Below are 16,233 nucleotides of genomic sequence, written 5' to 3' on the forward strand. Positions count from 1 at the left end.
CTTTTATAAGTATAATATACACGGTTATGAAACAAATCTTATCATTTTGAGGTAATTATATGAAATTACAAAAGTTATTAAGTTATACAAGACGCGCCATCGATTCATATGAAATGATCGATAATGGTGATAAAATTGCAGTTGGTATTTCCGGTGGTAAGGACAGCCTGACTTTACTCTATGCTCTGGCTGAATTACGACGATTCTATCCAAAAAAATTTGATCTGATCGCTATTACAGTTAATCTCGGCTTTGATAATTTTGATACTGCAAAGATCGAACAATTATGTAAAGAACTGGATGTTCCTTATTATATTGTAGATACAGAAATATATGATATTGTATTCAATGTCCGAAAAGAGAAAAATCCATGTTCTTTATGCGCTAAAATGCGAAAAGGCGCATTAAATCAGAAATTAAATGATCTTGGATGTAACAAGATTGCTTATGCGCATCATAAGGATGATTTTATTGAAACCTTCCTTATGTCATTATTATATGAAGGCAGAATCCATACATTCTCACCTAAAACATATCTGGATAAAAGTGAATTGATGGTTATTCGCCCTCTTATGTATATAAACGAAGGTGAAATTATCTCTTTTAAGAATGATATGCAGCTTCCTGTTATCAAGAGTCCTTGTCCTGCCGATGGATATACGAAACGTGAATATGCAAAACAAACTCTGGCGAAGTTGGAAAAGGAAACTCCCGGCTGCAAGCAGCGGATTTTTTCCGCTATCGAACGGGGAACTCCGGATGGCTGGCCTGTAAAGATCGACAATCCAAGACTTTACAATAAAGATGCCAAATAAGCACATTCTATTATGTAATTCGATAATTATGATTCTTTATACCACGAATTCTGTGTATTATAAATATATATAGTTATATTTTGAATAAAAAAGTATCTGTTTTTATCCTCTTATAAGGCAAATCTGTTTTAAACAGATAAACCATATAACATTTTATAACAGATACTTTTTATTATTTATTCGTAATCATTTACTTTATAATATGGAATCAGTAAATTAGTTCCATCTACGATGACATCTGTATTCAGATTATTCATCGCAAGCACTTCATCGATATAAGCCTGTGTGGAAGCATACTCTTCTGTCTTATATTCATTTGCGATATCCCACAGGGTATCTCCTTCTTCTATGGTGATACATTTATAATATTTCTTACTTGCGTTCGATGCGCTGGTTGCCGGTGAATCCTTATGGGATATAAGGATATATAATACTGTAACCAGGATAATACCTGCTATAATGAAAATCTTTTTTGTACTGATAAATCTTACTACGTTCTTCATGTTCTCTTCCTCCTTAGAATTAAAATCTATATGTAATGTAATATTCTGAACAAATGTTTGAATAAATTATATCGAACAGTTGTTCATTTGTCAATATATTTCCGAACATTTGTATGGATTATTCGAAAATATATTCGTCATATCCCGATGACTTCTTTATAATACCAGTATGGATGAGTAAAAAAGCGCACACAAGAAAGAGAACATTTGTTTGCAAAACGAACAATTATGTGCTACTATTATTCATATAAGTTTTTTTAATACATTTAGGAGGATTTACATATGGGAAAAGAAAAGCTCACGGATAAGCAAACTCAGATCCTTGAATATATACGTCATGAGATTCTTGCAAAGGGGTATCCGCCATCAATCAGAGAGATCTGTCAGGCTGTTGATCTGAAGTCTACTTCTTCTGTACATGCTCAGTTATCATCATTAGAGGCAAAGGGCTATATCAGAAGGGATCTGACAAAGTCCCGCTCAATTGAGATCATAGACGATGATTTTTCACTTACCAAACGGGAACTGGTAAACATCCCTATCGTTGGAACGGTTTCCTGTGGTCAGCCTATCCTTGCTGAACAGAACATCGAAGACTATTTCCCTGTTCCACCGGAATATATTCATAATACGAATAACCAGACCTTTATGCTTCGTGTAAAGGGTGACAGTATGATCAATGTAGGTATTTATGAAAAGGATCTTGTAATTGTTGAGCAGTGCTCTTCTGCCAGAAATGGCGAGATCGTCGTTGCATTGATCGAGGATTCTGCAACAGTTAAGACCTTTTATAAAGAAAACGGTTATATTCGTTTACAGCCGGAAAATGATTATATGGATCCGATCCTTGTCGAACATTGCGAGATCCTAGGTCGTGTGATCGGTCTGTTCCGTAATTTTATCTGATCTGATTTAGATAAGTGCTTTCCGGATAAAAACGATTAGTACAAAAATATATTTTGCACATCAAAAATGCACCTCAATATGACCGGCATAATAAATGCCTGATCATTTCAGAGGTGCATTTTATTGATTTACAAACAGCTTCTTTGCATAATTATATAAGGCATTCTGCCATACTACCGTCTGATGACCGCCTGTGGTTTCATAAAAGATATGTTCGATACCGCGTTTATGCATATAATCATCTAGCTGATGCCAATCCGTTATCCTTCGACATACGAATCAGTTTATTTAGCTGATGAGTTTCCGGCACTGTTACACCTTTACATTCCAAAAAGGCTTTTAATGTAAATTCCACACACTGTTGAAGTTTGTAAGCAGTATCATTAATAAATAGTTCATCCCAACTGAAACATTTTAATGCTTCTTTTGCTGATATAAAATGATGTCGTGCCATTCTGAAATATCGAATATCACACATACTATCCCCTCCTGTAAACTAATACACCGTGCTCCCACAAAATCTTTTTTAAACGTTCACCAATATCAAACAAAATATCGACGTCACTATTTATTTCAAAAAAATCATTCGGTACTTTTTTATAACCATCATTTCGTATAACTACCATGTCTATATCACTTTTTGAGTTACAACGAAATTCAACCGAACTACCAAATATAATTAACGCATCAAGTCCGTTATCCTCGGCACAGCTATTTACTAATTTCTGGATTTCTTTTTGCTTTAAAGGGTGAATCCGGTTACAATTCATAAAACTGACGCCATCTAGGATTTCAAAATCCCATAGATTAGGATTGTTCTCATTAATTAAATCTGCCGGATCTATATGATTATTCCGCATTTTATTCACCTCAAATCCACATCAGATATAATATTTAAACTATTCATATTATTTATAACAGAGATTCAGATATTTATAAAAGGTCTAGACATTTATATAAATTCTAATAATGGCTTTCAAAAATGAATTTTAGCTTTCGATAAAACTATTTAATCTTTAATATTCTTTCAATACATCCGAATAAATATTTCCTATTTATCAACATTCAAAATCTTTAATTAAAACCTTTTACAATTTATTAATTATAAATATTTTCTTGTATATTTTCTATTTTATCATAAATCATGAACATTTTCCCTTTTTAATAATTAAAAAGTACTTTCACCTGTATAATTACCATTAGAATCATAAATATACCCATAATTATCAGTATAACATCTTATTTTACCACTTCCATCATATATAGACCTATACCATCTTCCACTATTTAAAATATTACTTGCAGGACCTGGACCATTGTACTGTTTCACTGGAGTAACTTTCGTTACATCTTTTTTACCATTGGTAAACTTATAGCGTTTACCGTCGCTTAATGTTACATATCCGGTACACAGGGCATATTGCTTTTTAGATTTATTCCACTTCTTAACAGTCTTTTTATTTGAATCATATAAATAAGAAGCAGATTTTGAATTTTTATAAAAGAAATACTGCTGTCCTGATTTCTTATCTTTTTTCCATTTATTACTTTTTACAGAATATGCTGTTTTCTTACCTTTTTTAAAGTAATAATATTTACCATCACTTAGCTTACAGATACCATTATATTTTTTAAAACTACCGTTTTTCCACTGATAAAGAGTCTTATTCTCCCATTTATAAGACGCCGTCGTTTTATTCTTATTAAAATAATACTGCACACCTGACTTTTTATACCAGCCGGCTTTATGGTTTGTTTCCTTTGCAGTAACCTTTTGAGTTGTTTCATTAATTTTTATTTCCGAAATATCGCTGCCTTTTTTAACTGTAATTGCAGCAGCTTCAGCAGTATTCGTGTTCACAGAACAACATGTGATCATCACACATATAACAATTAATAAACTAACAATCCTTTTAAATCCTCTCATAAAGTCCCTCTCTCTCTTAATATACCTGTTTATCCGGCTGTCTCTCTGCGATCTCCTTGAATGCATCAAAGTTCTGCTTGAACAGCTCTACAACCTGCGGATCAAAATGTTTTCCGGATAGACTTACGATCTCATTATACGTCTCTTCTACGGACCATCCACGCTTGTAGTACCGTTCAGAGGTAAGCGCATCAAAAACGTCACATACCGCCATTAAACGGCTGATATAGGCAATCTCCTCACCCTTCATACCTAGATATCCTGTTCCGTCCCAGCGTTCATGATGCTCCTTTGCAATCGTTCTTGCAATCTGCATGATCTCACCCGGACAATGCTCCAGAAGTGCATCACCATAGAGAACATGGCTTTTCATGATCGCATATTCTTCATCTGTCAGTTTACCGGGCTTATCCAGGATCTCCTCACTGATCATAAGCTTTCCGATGTCATGCATCATGGCAGCCGTTGACAGTTTATCCACGTAATCATCATCAAAACCGGATGCCTTTCCGAGCACCCGCATGTAATCTGCTACACGCTTGATATGTTCTCCTGTATATTTGGATTTACTCTCGGATAATTCAGCAAATGCAAATATCAGCTCTTTCTGATTGCTCTTTACTTCTTCTGCGTTATCAATTACAGAATTCAGCATCGTAGAGTTTCTGGATACAATGAAATATGCAACAAGTGACAGGATCAGGATTGTGATCACACATGGAAATACCGACAAGACCATGCTGTCTGTATAGTCCATATAAATCGGCGCAACCATGAAATCACAGTATGTAAGATTGATAAAATCTGCAAGAATAACACCGACAGTAGACATCAGCGCGGTAAATACAACCAGCGTCTTATTATAATATAAAGATGTCAGCAGAATCGGGAAGATCCAGACAACTAATGCCATATGGGAAAATACAGAGCTCAATATCATACAGTTAAAAACTGCGATACATATAACTACATACTTGATCGCCTCATTCCTGTCATGCTTGAAAAAGTCAATAACAAGCGTCGGAATAAGCGAAAAAATACAGCAGAGAACCATACATATCGTAACCACCACAAGGTTACATTCTCTGCTGAAAAATGCGAATGCCCATAACGCAACTACCAGTGCAACAAAAAAACGCATACACTTCGCTGCTATATGATTGATCTTTATATAATTGTCTTTTAATAATCTGTTATCGTTCATACCTACCCCAAAAACATATCTATGAAAGTAAATTCTTTGTTACATCGGCTGCATCATTCCAGATACGTTCTATATCATAGAATCTGCGTGCCTCATCCGAAAAGATATGAACAATTATATCATAATAATCTAACAAAATCCATCCTCCCTGTGAATATCCTTCCACACTTTTTAAAGAATATCCGGCTTTGTGCATTTCTTCTTCCACACTGTCACACATCGCCTGTACCTGATTCTTGTTTGTTCCGTCTGCAATAACAAAATAATCAGCTACAGCAGAGATCTTTTTAATATCAAGGATCTTAATATCAAAGGCTTTTTTATCATCCAGGGCTTTATAAACAATTGCTGCCATTTCCTGTGCTGTATTCATATATGACGCTCCTCCTGCTCTGTATATTGGTTTTAATATTGTATCCCATTCGTTTATTTATTGTTGCCTGTTTAAATATCGACTTCTTTCAGCTTATCCGCTACCGCCTGGTGAGCAACATAATAATTATAGGTATCGATCGACATCGGATCGGTATCATCCGTTGTAGTATCAAGATACGATAAAGTATTTTTCAGGATATGAACGATACATTTGTCAATATCGGCAAATGCTTCCTTCCGGATCTCCTCGATCTCCTTTAATGGTTTCCGGTTCGGCTCTATATAATCTGCAACAAACAGGATCTTCTCAAGCATGTTCATTGCCGGTTTTCCTGTGGTATGACATGCAATCGCAGACAGGATATCAGGATCCTTTACGTCATATTTTTCCCTTGCATAAAATGCCCCAAGCTTGGCATGTAGGAGTTCAGGATTATTATATTCACATTCGCTGATTGGAAGATTATTCTTCGTACAACGCTCGATCTTTTCTTCTGGTGAAAGGCACTTTGCACAATCATGTAACAGTCCGGCAGTCAGTGCTTTTTCTACATTTACACCATGTACCATAGCCAGACAGCCAGATACATATTCTACTCCTAATGAATGTTCAAATCTTCGATCTGTCAGTTTCTTCTGAAGTTTCTCTCTCATTTCCTGTCTGTTCATTGTTCTGCCCCTTCTCCTGTAAACTATTCCTGCACTATATTATACTGTTTTACCAATCTGCGTCAATTATTTGTCTGTTGATCAAGGATTTAATCAAGGTTTTCATCCGTCTGATATAGACCATATTCCTTAATATAGCGGCATACAGCCATTGGTACAGCTCCTGATATATCCTGTCCGGTTTTAACAGCTTCCCGGATGCCGGACGATGACACATCAACCGGATGGATCTGCATCTGTCTGATATCCGCATCTGCATATATTTTCTTTAAATGCCGGATCTTAGCATCGACATCTTCCGCCTGGATCTGATCTCTCGTTGTAACGATCAATTTAGAGAGAGAAAGAATCCTGCCCGGCTCTCTCCAGCTGTCAAATGCAAGGATCGAATCCCCACCCATGATAAAATACCATTCCGTATCCGGATACTGTTCATGTAGCTGTGCCAGTGTATCAACGGTATAGGTAACTCCGCCACGCTGTAATTCCAGATCCGAACAACGAAGTCCGTCATGATCCTTTACTGCAAGTTCTACCATATGGAGTCTGTCTTCATTTGTAACCGATCTGTCCCACTTCTTGTATGCCGGGATATGATTCGGCATCAGCCAGATCTGATCCAGTGCAAACTGCTCCAGAGCCTGTTTTGCAAGCTCCAGATGGCCGTTATGAACCGGATTAAAGCTGCCGCCTAAAATTCCAATCTTCATATTCTGATCTTTCATATTATTTTGGAAGTTCAATCTTCTTATGCTCTTTGGATGGACGATAGAATACGATCTTACGGCCGATAACCTGAACGACTTCTGATTTGGTACGTTCTGCGATCATGGCAGCCATTTCTCTCGGATCATCCAGACAATTCTTTAATACTGAGATCTTAACCAGCTCTCTTGCCTCTAACGCTTCATTTACAGACTGTGTAAATTCCGGTGTCAGGGAACTCTTACCGATGTTTAAGATTGGATCGATATTCATTGCCAGTCCTTTTAAATATGCTCTCTGCTTACTTGTCATAGTATACTCCTAACTTATATCCTGTAACCGGCAGGATCGCCTGCCGGTTTGTTATCACATTTATCTTTATTTATAATAGTCAAATTCCAGTCCATACATACGAACAGTATCACCTTCGCCGATTCCAAGCGCTTCCAGCTGGCCTAAGATACCGTTTGTCTTTAAGAATTTCTGGAAGAACTCAAATCCTTTTTCTGATTCCAGATTCGTATATCCAAGCATACGTTCAATACGAGGTCCCTCGATCACATATACGTCATCTTCTTCATTGTAGCTGACCTCAAAAGGAAGATCCGGATTATCATGGAAATCGAGATCAACCTCCGGTTCGAATTCGACTACATCATCCGGTGCATTCTTTACAAGATCGTTGACATACCATAAAAGCTCGGAAATACCCTTGCCGGATACTGCTGAGATCGGGAATATCTTTACACCATCTTTTTCAAATTCTTCCTTTAACATCTCGATCACGGTCTCATAACCGATCTCGTCTAAGGCATCGATCTTATTTGCAGCTATAACCGTTGGACGGCTTTCGATATCTTTATTATATTTTTTCAATTCTTCATTAATGATCTTTACATCATTCACCGGATCTCTGCCATCGATCGAAGCTGCGTCGACAATGTGGATGATCACCTTTGTACGTTCGATATGACGCAGGAATTCCAGACCAAGTCCGACACCCTCTGCTGCACCTTCGATGATTCCCGGAATATCTGCAATAACAAATCCGTTATGCTCTCCGAGATCTACTACGCCAAGATTCGGTGTCAGTGTCGTAAAATGGTATTCTGCGATCTTTGGTCTTGCATTTGTAACTCTTGCAAGAAATGTTGATTTTCCTACGCTTGGGAAACCAACAAGACCGACATCTGCGATACACTTAAGTTCCAGATCAACGATCAATTCTTTTGCCGGCTGTCCCGGCTGTGCATACTTTGGAGCCTGCATGGTTGACGTAACATAATTACGGTTACCTCGTCCGCCTCGTCCACCCTTTAACAGTACGACCGGCTCTTTCTTATCTGCCATATCAAGGATCACTTTCCCTGTCTCAGAATCCTTAATGACAGTTCCAGGTGGAACTTTTAATACAACATCTGCACCATTTGCGCCATGACAGTTTCTCTTACCGCCCGGTTCGCCATCCTGTGCTCTGTACTTTGTTATATGTCTGAAATCAGTCAGGGTGTTCAAACCTTCATCTACTACAAAGATCACGTCTCCACCTTTGCCGCCATCTCCGCCATCCGGACCTCCGTCCGGCACGTATTTCTCCCGACGGAAGGATACATGTCCGTCTCCGCCTTTTCCTGCTCTGATAAATATTCTGGCTCTGTCTGCAAACATTGCTTTCCTCCTTTATACATACATCCGTATGTAAAGAAAAAGCCGGAATAAACTATATTTACTCCGGCTAATAACATGCATAAACTAAGTAATATTACTCATTTACTACAGGGTAAATAGAAACCTGCTTCTTATCTCTACCCTTTCTCTCAAATCTAACGATACCATCAGCTGTAGCGAATAATGTATCATCTCCGCCGATACCAACGTTAAGACCTGGATGAATCTTTGTTCCACGCTGTCTGTAAAGGATGTTTCCAGCCTTAACGAACTGACCGTCAGCGCGCTTAGCTCCTAATCTCTTAGACTCGGAATCTCTGCCGTTCTTAGTAGAACCAACACCTTTTTTATGAGCAAAAAACTGAAGTTCCATCTTCATCATTTCAATTACACCTCCTTAAAGGTTATACAAACAAAATCACTATAGGATTCACTGATATCCGTAATACCTGTCTCAAACACTCCTATGATCAGTAAGGCATCATGTCCCGGCTGTTCATCAAACAGAAACTTCATATCTCCGTTTTTCTGATCGCTGTCTACATGAAATGCTTCCTCACAAAAGCGTTCAACAGAATTCACAACTGTGATCGCAAGTGCCGATACAGCACTGCATACGATATCAGATCCTGAATCTGCATATCCTGCATGACCGGATACATAAAATCCCATTGTGTCTGAATTAGCGTTTTTATAAATGGTTACCTTTATCATAACAGATTATGCGTTGATTGACTTGATCTCAACCTGTGTATAAGCCTGTCTGTGACCATTCTTCTTATGATAGCCAGTCTTTCTCTTGTACTTGTAAACAACTACCTTCTTAGCCTTGCCATCACCAATTACAGATGCTGTAACGGTTGCGTTTGCAACTGCATCACCACATTTAACGTCTGAATCAGTACTTACTAAAATAACGTCGTCAAATGTTACTTCGCTGCCAGCTTCTGCTCCAAGCTTCTCAACTCTGATTACGTCTCCTTCAGCTACCTTGTACTGCTTACCGCCTGTTGCTATAATTGCGTACATAGGGTTTACCTCCTTAATCAAACTCGCCAGTTATGGTGTCGCATAAAAATATGCAAACTTATACCTCACTGTGCGGCACACTAGTACACTTTACCATTTTGGTTTTATTTTGTCAACTGTTCTTTCAACGATTTGCGAATTTTTTTTCGGGTCAGTTCCACCAGGGAAAGCTTAGTAACATCCACAAATGCTGCAGGAACAGAATCCTTTGCAAGCTCCTGTTCGAGAATATCTTTTATAACATCCATCGAGCCCGGCTGCTTCATATTTATAAAATCAACTACGATGATCCCCGACAGATTTCGCAGTCTTAACTGTCTGCACACCTCTACTGCCGCTTCAGAATTGATACGGAGCAGATGCTCCTCAAAGGAATGTTTATCGACCGATTTACCGGTATTTACATCGATCACGACCATTGCCTCCGTCTGTTCGATCACCAGGTAGGCACCCGACTTCATCCAGACCCGTTCTTTTTTCAAGTTTTCCAGATCTCTTGGTAGATTATATAAAGTCAACAGATTACAATTCTTATCATTATACATGGTAAGCTTCACATCCGTGATCTGTTTTTCCGACAGATACATTGCAAATTCATCAAACACCAGCTTCTGATCTGTTACGATCTCTTGAAGTCCGGCATTATGCTTTAATATAAAATAATCGAGATATTCTGCATCATTCTTATACAGACAGGAATAACAGGTTCTGGTCTTTGCTGTCTGTATGATCTGTTTTAATTGTTTGGATAGTTCGCTTAAATCAGACAATATTGTTTCATCCGGCAGTTCCTGACATACTGTCCGCAAGATACAGCCAAATCCATCCGGCAATACTCTCTTCGCCAGTTGGTGCAGATGATCTCTTGTCTCTTTCTTTCGGATCTTTCCGGATATACCGATCCTGCCTGATGTATTTACAAGCAGATTTTCTGTCTTTAACTCGATCTCTGATGTGGCGACCGGATTCTTTGTCTTGATCGCGTCCTTGCTCACCTGCACAAGGATCTCATCTCCGGCTTTTAACACAGAATTTTTTTTTGCATTTAAAAATATATGTTTATTATCACTGATGCTGTAATAGCATGGAAGCCCTGTGCCGATATCGACAAAAGCAGCGTCAATATTGGCCACGATATTTTCCACCTTGCCGACATAGATATTCGATAAAATGGACTGGCGGTCAAATAACATCAGATCAGACAGCTTCCCATCTGAATAAACAGCTTCCAGTATATGATCTTCATAATTTGTTATTACAAGCTTATTCATCAGAATTCTTCACCTGCCATATAAAGCGGCTGTAATGAGCCGTCTTTGTCATAATAGGTTTCCAGACGGTGAATATAAATCTGGAAGAAATCATAGGTCTCACCGCAAAGGTCATATAATGCCTTTATCACCAATTCCGGTTTCAGGTTATAGACGCTTCCGGTCTGTAACAGCATATAGATACCGTCACCTCTCCGTTCCAGCTTTAAAATACCCGGACGGATATTTTCTTCTTTTTCACTCTTTTTTGTTTTCTTTAATACAATGATCTCGTCCTGTTTATTCAGTTCATCCACAGAAGCAAGCAGCTTTTCGCTTAGATCATTCTGCTCCCGAAATGTGATCTCATAATCCGATGCAGCAACAATCGACATAGCATTCTTTGCATCCTCCGGGATCTGCACACATTTCGTAACATGTATCTCATCAACGGATACCGCATTTAAAGCTTCAATCATCTCAGTCGAAGTTGTCACAGAATTAAATTCCGCGTCAAAATATTCACCATCCGATGTAATTCCAAGTGCAAGCGGAGCTGCAAATGAAATGATCTGATGCGGGGAATAACCTTTGGAATAACTGATATCCAGCTTCGCCCGACGGATCTCCTTCTGGAAATATCGCATGACATCCAGATGACCGATAAATTTCAGATTCCCAAGCTTGGAGTATTTAATTCTTATTTTCAAAACAAACACCTCCTCCAAACTTTGCTGCGCCGCAGCCGGAACACTGCATCCGGCAGTTTGGTGTAACGACCTCTGCTTGTGCGCGCTCCCATTCCTTTTCCATAAACTTTCTTGTCACTCCGATATCTATGAAATCCCACGGAAGGATCTCATCTACACTTCTGTCACGATAGGTATAGAAGCCGATATCAATATGATTTTTTTCAAGCGCATTGTCCCAATTTGATTTATCAAAATATTCCGTCCACGCATCAAAGATCTGTCCTGACTGATAGACATCGTAGATCACCTGACAGAGCTTGCGGTCACCTCTGGCAAGCAGTCCTTCAAGAATCGTAATATCCGCCTCATGATATGCGAATTTCAGACTCTTGTGGTTCTTTGCTTCGCGGAATTTATCTTTTACAAAATACGCACGCTTCTGGAATTCCTCCGGTGTTATCATCGGCGCCCACTGGAATGGTGTAAATGGTTTTGGTACGAAATAAGATGCGGAAGCCGATACCATGACACGGCCATCCCGCTTCTCCTTTGGTATATTTGCAAAATACAGCTCACTGATCTCCTCTGATAGATCAGCAATACCTGTAATATCGTCATAAGTCTCTGTCGGAAGTCCCATCATAAAATACAGTTTGACCTTATTCCAGCCGCCAAGGAACGCCTGTAACGAACCGTTTAATATATTCTCTTTCGTCAGACCTTTATTTATAACATTTCTTAATCGTTGTGTTCCGGCTTCCGGTGCAAATGTCAGGGAATTCTTCTTGATATCCTGAATCTTTTGCATAACATCAAGGGAAAATGCATCGATTCTGAGAGATGGCAGGGAGATATTGACATGATTGTTGTCCATCTTCTCGATCAGACAGTCCGTAAGCTCAGGAAGTGACTGATAATCACTGGAACTAAGCGAACTGAAGGTAATCTCCTCCTGACCGGTATTGTCTAACATAGCCTCTGCATAATGCTTCAGTACGTTTACATCCTTCGGTCTGGTCGGACGATAGATCATACCCGCCTGACAGAACCGACATCCACGGATACAGCCACGCATGATCTCTAATACAACACGGTCCTGTGTAACCTTCATATAAGAAACAACCGGCTTCTCCGGATAGACAGCAGATGACATATCCGTAACTACCTGCTTAAGGATCGTCTTTGGAACCTCTTCGTATTTTGGTCCAAAGGATGCGATCGTTCCATCCTCATGATAAGTGACATCATAAAGAGCCGGCACATAAAGCCCCGGAATCTGTGACACCTTGATCAGGAATTCTTCTCTTGTCATATCGGAATGTTTATAGATCTTATATAATTCGATCAGATCACCATACACCGTCTCGCCCTCTCCGATATAAAAAATATCAAAGAAATCAGCGATCGGTTCCGGATTGTAAGAACAGGGACCTCCTCCGATCACGATCGGATCCCCTTTTTTCCGGTCCTTCGACCAGATCGGTATCTCAGCCAGATCAAGCACCTGTAAAATATTCGTATAACACATCTCATACTGAAGAGTGATTCCAAGAAAATCAAACTCTTTTAAAGGATCTTGAGATTCCAGGGCAAATAACGGAATGTGCTGTTCTTTCATAACTTTATGCAGATCCGGCCACGGAGAATAGACACGTTCACACCAGGTATCTTCTCTCCGGTTGAACATGTCATATAAAATCTGGATGCCGAGATGGGACATTCCGATCTCGTACACATCCGGGAAACACATGCAAAATCTGACATCGACTTGTTCCTTGTCCTTCATGACACTGTTATATTCCCCTCCGATATATCTGGCAGGTTTTTCGATACTCATTAAAATCTCATCTGATAATGCAAGCTTTCTCATTTTGTTCTCCGTTATTTATATTAGTTCTTGAAACTGTGGATAGGCGCAGGGATTCTGCCTCCACGGTTAATAAATTTTTCACATGAAAACCGGTTGACCGGCATGATCGGCGCATAGCCAAGCAGTCCACCAAATTCAGCCTGATCACCAACACCCTTACCGATAACAGGGATCAGACGTACAGCCGTTGTCTTCTGATTGATCATACCGAGTGCCATCTCATCTGCAATGATACCGGAAATGGTAGCTGCTGATGTATCACCGGGAATTGCGATCATATCAAGTCCAACTGAACATACACAGGTCATTGCCTCTAATTTCTCAAGGGAAAGTGCTCCTGCTGATACAGCATCTATCATACGCTGATCTTCGCTGACAGGGATAAATGCACCGCTTAAACCACCAACATAAGAAGAAGCCATAACACCGCCCTTCTTTACCTGATCATTTAATAAGGCAAGTGCTGCTGTAGTTCCCGGAGCACCGGCATATTCCAGACCGATCTCCTCAAGGATCTCACCGACACTGTCTCCGATTGCAGGTGTAGGTGCAAGTGACAGATCTACGATACCAAACGGAACACCGAGACGCTCGGATGCTTCCTTTGCAACAAGCTGTCCAACTCTTGTAACTTTAAATGCTGTCTTCTTGATCGTTTCACAAAGAACCTCAAAGTTCTCACCACGAACTTCTTCCAATGCACTCTTAACAACACCGGGACCGCTGACGCCGACATTGATAACGCAATCGCCCTCAGTAACACCGTGGAATGCACCAGCCATAAACGGGTTATCATCCGGTGCATTACAGAATACTACGAACTTACAGCATCCAAGGGAATCTTCCTCTTTTGTAAGCTCTGCTGTCTCTTTTACCATTTCACCGATCAGTTTTACAGCATCCATATCGATACCGGTCTTTGTAGAACCAACATTTACAGAACTGCATACCTTACCGGTACATGCAAGTGCTTCCGGAATGGAACGGATAAGAAGCTCATCGGATGGAGTCATGCCCTTACATACAAGAGCGGAATAACCACCGATAAAGTTTACGCCTACGGCATCTGCAGCCTTATCCAAGGTCTTTGCGATCGTTACATAATCATCTGTTGACTTACAAACAGAGCTTCCGATCAATGCGATCGGTGTGATCGAGATTCTTTTATTTACGATCGGAATACCATATTTTCTTCCGATATCATTTCCGATAAATACAAGATCCTTTGCCTTTGTTGTGATCTTGGTGTAGATCTTCTCACAGGTTTCTCCTACATCCGCACCAACGCAGTCTAACAGGCTGATACCCATTGTGATCGTTCTGACATCCAGATTCATCTTGCTGATCATGGCATTGGTTTCAATTACTTCATTTATACTAATCATAGTGTGACCTCTTTTCGCCTATTTCTATTCTAAATCTTAGATTCTGTGCATGGTTTCAAAGATCTTCTCATGCTGTACCTTAATCTGTACACCGATCTCATCACCGATCTCTTTCAGCTCATTTGCGATAATTTCTGTTGACTTTGAAGATTCCTGTATATCAACGACCATCATCATATTGAAGTACCCGCCTACAATTGTCTGTGCAATATCAAGGATATTGACACTGTTCTCTGCAAGGTATACACAGACCTTTGCTGTGATTCCGATGCTGTCTTTACCAACTACTGTAATAATTCTTTTTTTCATGATGTATGTATCCTCCTATATATCACCATTTATTTGGTTTTATAATTAATTCTTTTGATATGCAAAAGAATCTTCTTCAAATAGTATTTTTGACTGAAAAACAATTCATTATTATTAATTTCCGACTGTGAGCAAAGCACCGGGCCGGTCGCGCCTCGCTACCTCTAGACCGAATTCCCTGACATCCGATGCATATTCATTATCTGAAAGCTCAAGCTTTACCGTTTCATATGCCAGCTCTTCAAAATTATTTTCCTTACTCAGGTGACCAAGCAGGATTGCTTTGATATGGCTGTTTAACAACGCCTTTATCAACTGCCCGGAACGCTCGTTAGACAGATGTCCGCGGTTTCCCAGAATACGTTGCTTCAGATAATACGGATACGGTCCCGCCTGAAGCATCCGTATATCATGATTTGCTTCGATCACCATGATATCGGAATTCTTTAATTTATTTACAACATATTCATCATAATTCCCCATATCTGTTGCAATGGAAAATTTACTTTTTCCGTCACTGATACTGTAACATACCGGATCAGCAGCATCGTGCCAGATCGCTGATGCATCGATCGACAGATCGTTGATAAAGAATGGTTCATCCGGTTCGATCTCATGGAACAAGCTGTCATCAATCGTTCCAACGGATGACATTTTCTTAATCTCTGAGATCGTTCCCCCAGTTGTATAGATCGGTATGCCATGCTTCCTCGCCATAACGCCCAGTCCTTTCACATGATCGATATGCTCATGTGTCACAAGGATTCCATTCAGATCCGAAGGCTTTCGGTCGATCTCATTTAACGCTGATTCAATTTTCTTACCACTCACACCTGCATCTACAAGCAGATGTGTCTCTTCGCTGCCTACATAATAGCAGTTCCCGCTGCTACCGCTGGCGATACTCAGTAAATCCATATTCTACG

Annotated in this window: 21 protein-coding genes; 2 read left to right on the top strand and 19 right to left on the bottom strand. The window is 39.6% G+C overall.

From position 1 onward, the window contains the following. Window positions 1-59 precede the first annotated feature (59 nt). A complete protein-coding gene (locus CLOL250_RS04045) occupies window positions 60-815 on the top strand; it encodes a tRNA 2-thiocytidine(32) synthetase TtcA (protein WP_008400860.1) in 756 nt (251 codons plus the stop codon). Window positions 816-991: 176 nt separating this feature from the next. On the opposite strand, the gene yneA is transcribed toward CLOL250_RS04045, so the two are convergent. After that, window positions 992-1,318 carry a cell division suppressor protein YneA gene (gene yneA, locus CLOL250_RS04050; protein WP_008400861.1) on the bottom strand — a complete coding sequence of 109 codons (327 nt, stop codon included), beginning with the start codon at window positions 1,316-1,318 and terminating at the stop codon, window positions 992-994. Window positions 1,319-1,600: 282 nt separating this feature from the next. Between yneA and lexA the strand changes: the two genes are divergently transcribed. Next, complete coding sequence (lexA, locus tag CLOL250_RS04055) at window positions 1,601-2,224, top strand: transcriptional repressor LexA (protein WP_008400862.1); 624 nt, start codon at window positions 1,601-1,603, stop codon at window positions 2,222-2,224. Between the two features lie 238 nt (window positions 2,225-2,462). Here lexA and CLOL250_RS04060 read toward each other — a convergent pair whose 3' ends face one another. The 18 genes from CLOL250_RS04060 to CLOL250_RS04145 form a co-directional block, all read right to left on the bottom strand. Further along, on the bottom strand, window positions 2,463-2,702 hold the full coding sequence (locus tag CLOL250_RS04060) for a HEPN domain-containing protein (protein ID WP_049941082.1): 240 nt from the start codon (window positions 2,700-2,702) through the stop codon (window positions 2,463-2,465). 1 nt (window position 2,703) lies between these two features. After that, window positions 2,704-3,084 (bottom strand): hypothetical protein, encoded by a 381-nt coding sequence (locus CLOL250_RS04065; protein ID WP_008400865.1) that lies wholly within the window; start codon window positions 3,082-3,084, stop codon window positions 2,704-2,706. Between the two features lie 308 nt (window positions 3,085-3,392). After that, a complete protein-coding gene (locus CLOL250_RS04070) occupies window positions 3,393-4,151 on the bottom strand; it encodes a hypothetical protein (protein ID WP_008400867.1) in 759 nt (252 codons plus the stop codon). Between the two features lie 16 nt (window positions 4,152-4,167). Continuing rightward, complete coding sequence (locus tag CLOL250_RS04075; protein ID WP_008400868.1) at window positions 4,168-5,355, bottom strand: HD-GYP domain-containing protein; 1,188 nt, start codon at window positions 5,353-5,355, stop codon at window positions 4,168-4,170. Between the two features lie 19 nt (window positions 5,356-5,374). After that, window positions 5,375-5,728 carry a ribosome silencing factor gene (gene rsfS / locus CLOL250_RS04080; protein WP_008400869.1) on the bottom strand — a complete coding sequence of 118 codons (354 nt, stop codon included), beginning with the start codon at window positions 5,726-5,728 and terminating at the stop codon, window positions 5,375-5,377. Between the two features lie 71 nt (window positions 5,729-5,799). Beyond that, a complete protein-coding gene (gene yqeK, locus CLOL250_RS04085) occupies window positions 5,800-6,399 on the bottom strand; it encodes a bis(5'-nucleosyl)-tetraphosphatase (symmetrical) YqeK (protein ID WP_008400870.1) in 600 nt (199 codons plus the stop codon). Between the two features lie 89 nt (window positions 6,400-6,488). Further along, complete coding sequence (nadD, locus tag CLOL250_RS04090; RefSeq protein WP_008400871.1) at window positions 6,489-7,124, bottom strand: nicotinate-nucleotide adenylyltransferase; 636 nt, start codon at window positions 7,122-7,124, stop codon at window positions 6,489-6,491. A gap of 1 nt (window position 7,125) precedes the next feature. Further along, a complete protein-coding gene (gene yhbY / locus CLOL250_RS04095) occupies window positions 7,126-7,416 on the bottom strand; it encodes a ribosome assembly RNA-binding protein YhbY (protein ID WP_008400872.1) in 291 nt (96 codons plus the stop codon). 66 nt (window positions 7,417-7,482) lie between these two features. Then, the gene (gene obgE, locus CLOL250_RS04100; protein WP_008400873.1) at window positions 7,483-8,772 is read right to left on the bottom strand and encodes a GTPase ObgE; all 1,290 of its coding nucleotides are present in this window, start codon (window positions 8,770-8,772) and stop codon (window positions 7,483-7,485) included. A gap of 94 nt (window positions 8,773-8,866) precedes the next feature. After that, a complete protein-coding gene (gene rpmA, locus CLOL250_RS04105) occupies window positions 8,867-9,154 on the bottom strand; it encodes a 50S ribosomal protein L27 (protein WP_004850948.1) in 288 nt (95 codons plus the stop codon). 5 nt (window positions 9,155-9,159) lie between these two features. Continuing rightward, on the bottom strand, window positions 9,160-9,486 hold the full coding sequence (locus tag CLOL250_RS04110; protein WP_008400875.1) for a ribosomal-processing cysteine protease Prp: 327 nt from the start codon (window positions 9,484-9,486) through the stop codon (window positions 9,160-9,162). Between the two features lie 6 nt (window positions 9,487-9,492). Then, window positions 9,493-9,801: a 50S ribosomal protein L21 gene (rplU, locus tag CLOL250_RS04115; protein WP_008400876.1), complete on the bottom strand. Its 309-nt coding sequence runs from the start codon at window positions 9,799-9,801 to the stop codon at window positions 9,493-9,495. A 104-nt stretch (window positions 9,802-9,905) separates the two neighbouring features. Beyond that, window positions 9,906-11,072 (bottom strand): ribonuclease E/G, encoded by a 1,167-nt coding sequence (locus CLOL250_RS04120; protein WP_008400877.1) that lies wholly within the window; start codon window positions 11,070-11,072, stop codon window positions 9,906-9,908. Next, on the bottom strand, window positions 11,072-11,761 hold the full coding sequence (locus tag CLOL250_RS04125; protein WP_044944973.1) for a TIGR03936 family radical SAM-associated protein: 690 nt from the start codon (window positions 11,759-11,761) through the stop codon (window positions 11,072-11,074). Before CLOL250_RS04125 ends, CLOL250_RS04120 begins: the two co-directional genes overlap by 1 nt. Beyond that, window positions 11,745-13,613 carry a TIGR03960 family B12-binding radical SAM protein gene (locus CLOL250_RS04130; RefSeq protein ID WP_008400879.1) on the bottom strand — a complete coding sequence of 623 codons (1,869 nt, stop codon included), beginning with the start codon at window positions 13,611-13,613 and terminating at the stop codon, window positions 11,745-11,747. Before CLOL250_RS04130 ends, CLOL250_RS04125 begins: the two co-directional genes overlap by 17 nt. A gap of 20 nt (window positions 13,614-13,633) precedes the next feature. After that, the gene (locus CLOL250_RS04135; protein ID WP_008400880.1) at window positions 13,634-14,998 is read right to left on the bottom strand and encodes a PFL family protein; all 1,365 of its coding nucleotides are present in this window, start codon (window positions 14,996-14,998) and stop codon (window positions 13,634-13,636) included. Between the two features lie 36 nt (window positions 14,999-15,034). Then, complete coding sequence (locus CLOL250_RS04140) at window positions 15,035-15,307, bottom strand: ACT domain-containing protein (RefSeq protein WP_008400881.1); 273 nt, start codon at window positions 15,305-15,307, stop codon at window positions 15,035-15,037. Between the two features lie 114 nt (window positions 15,308-15,421). Next, window positions 15,422-16,225, bottom strand: coding sequence for an MBL fold metallo-hydrolase (locus CLOL250_RS04145; RefSeq protein WP_008400882.1), 804 nt, complete (start codon window positions 16,223-16,225; stop codon window positions 15,422-15,424). Window positions 16,226-16,233: the final 8 nt, after the last annotated feature.

Origin of the sequence: Clostridium sp. L2-50 (assembly GCF_000154245.1) — a bacterium.
Lineage (GTDB): Bacteria > Bacillota > Clostridia > Lachnospirales > Lachnospiraceae > Coprococcus.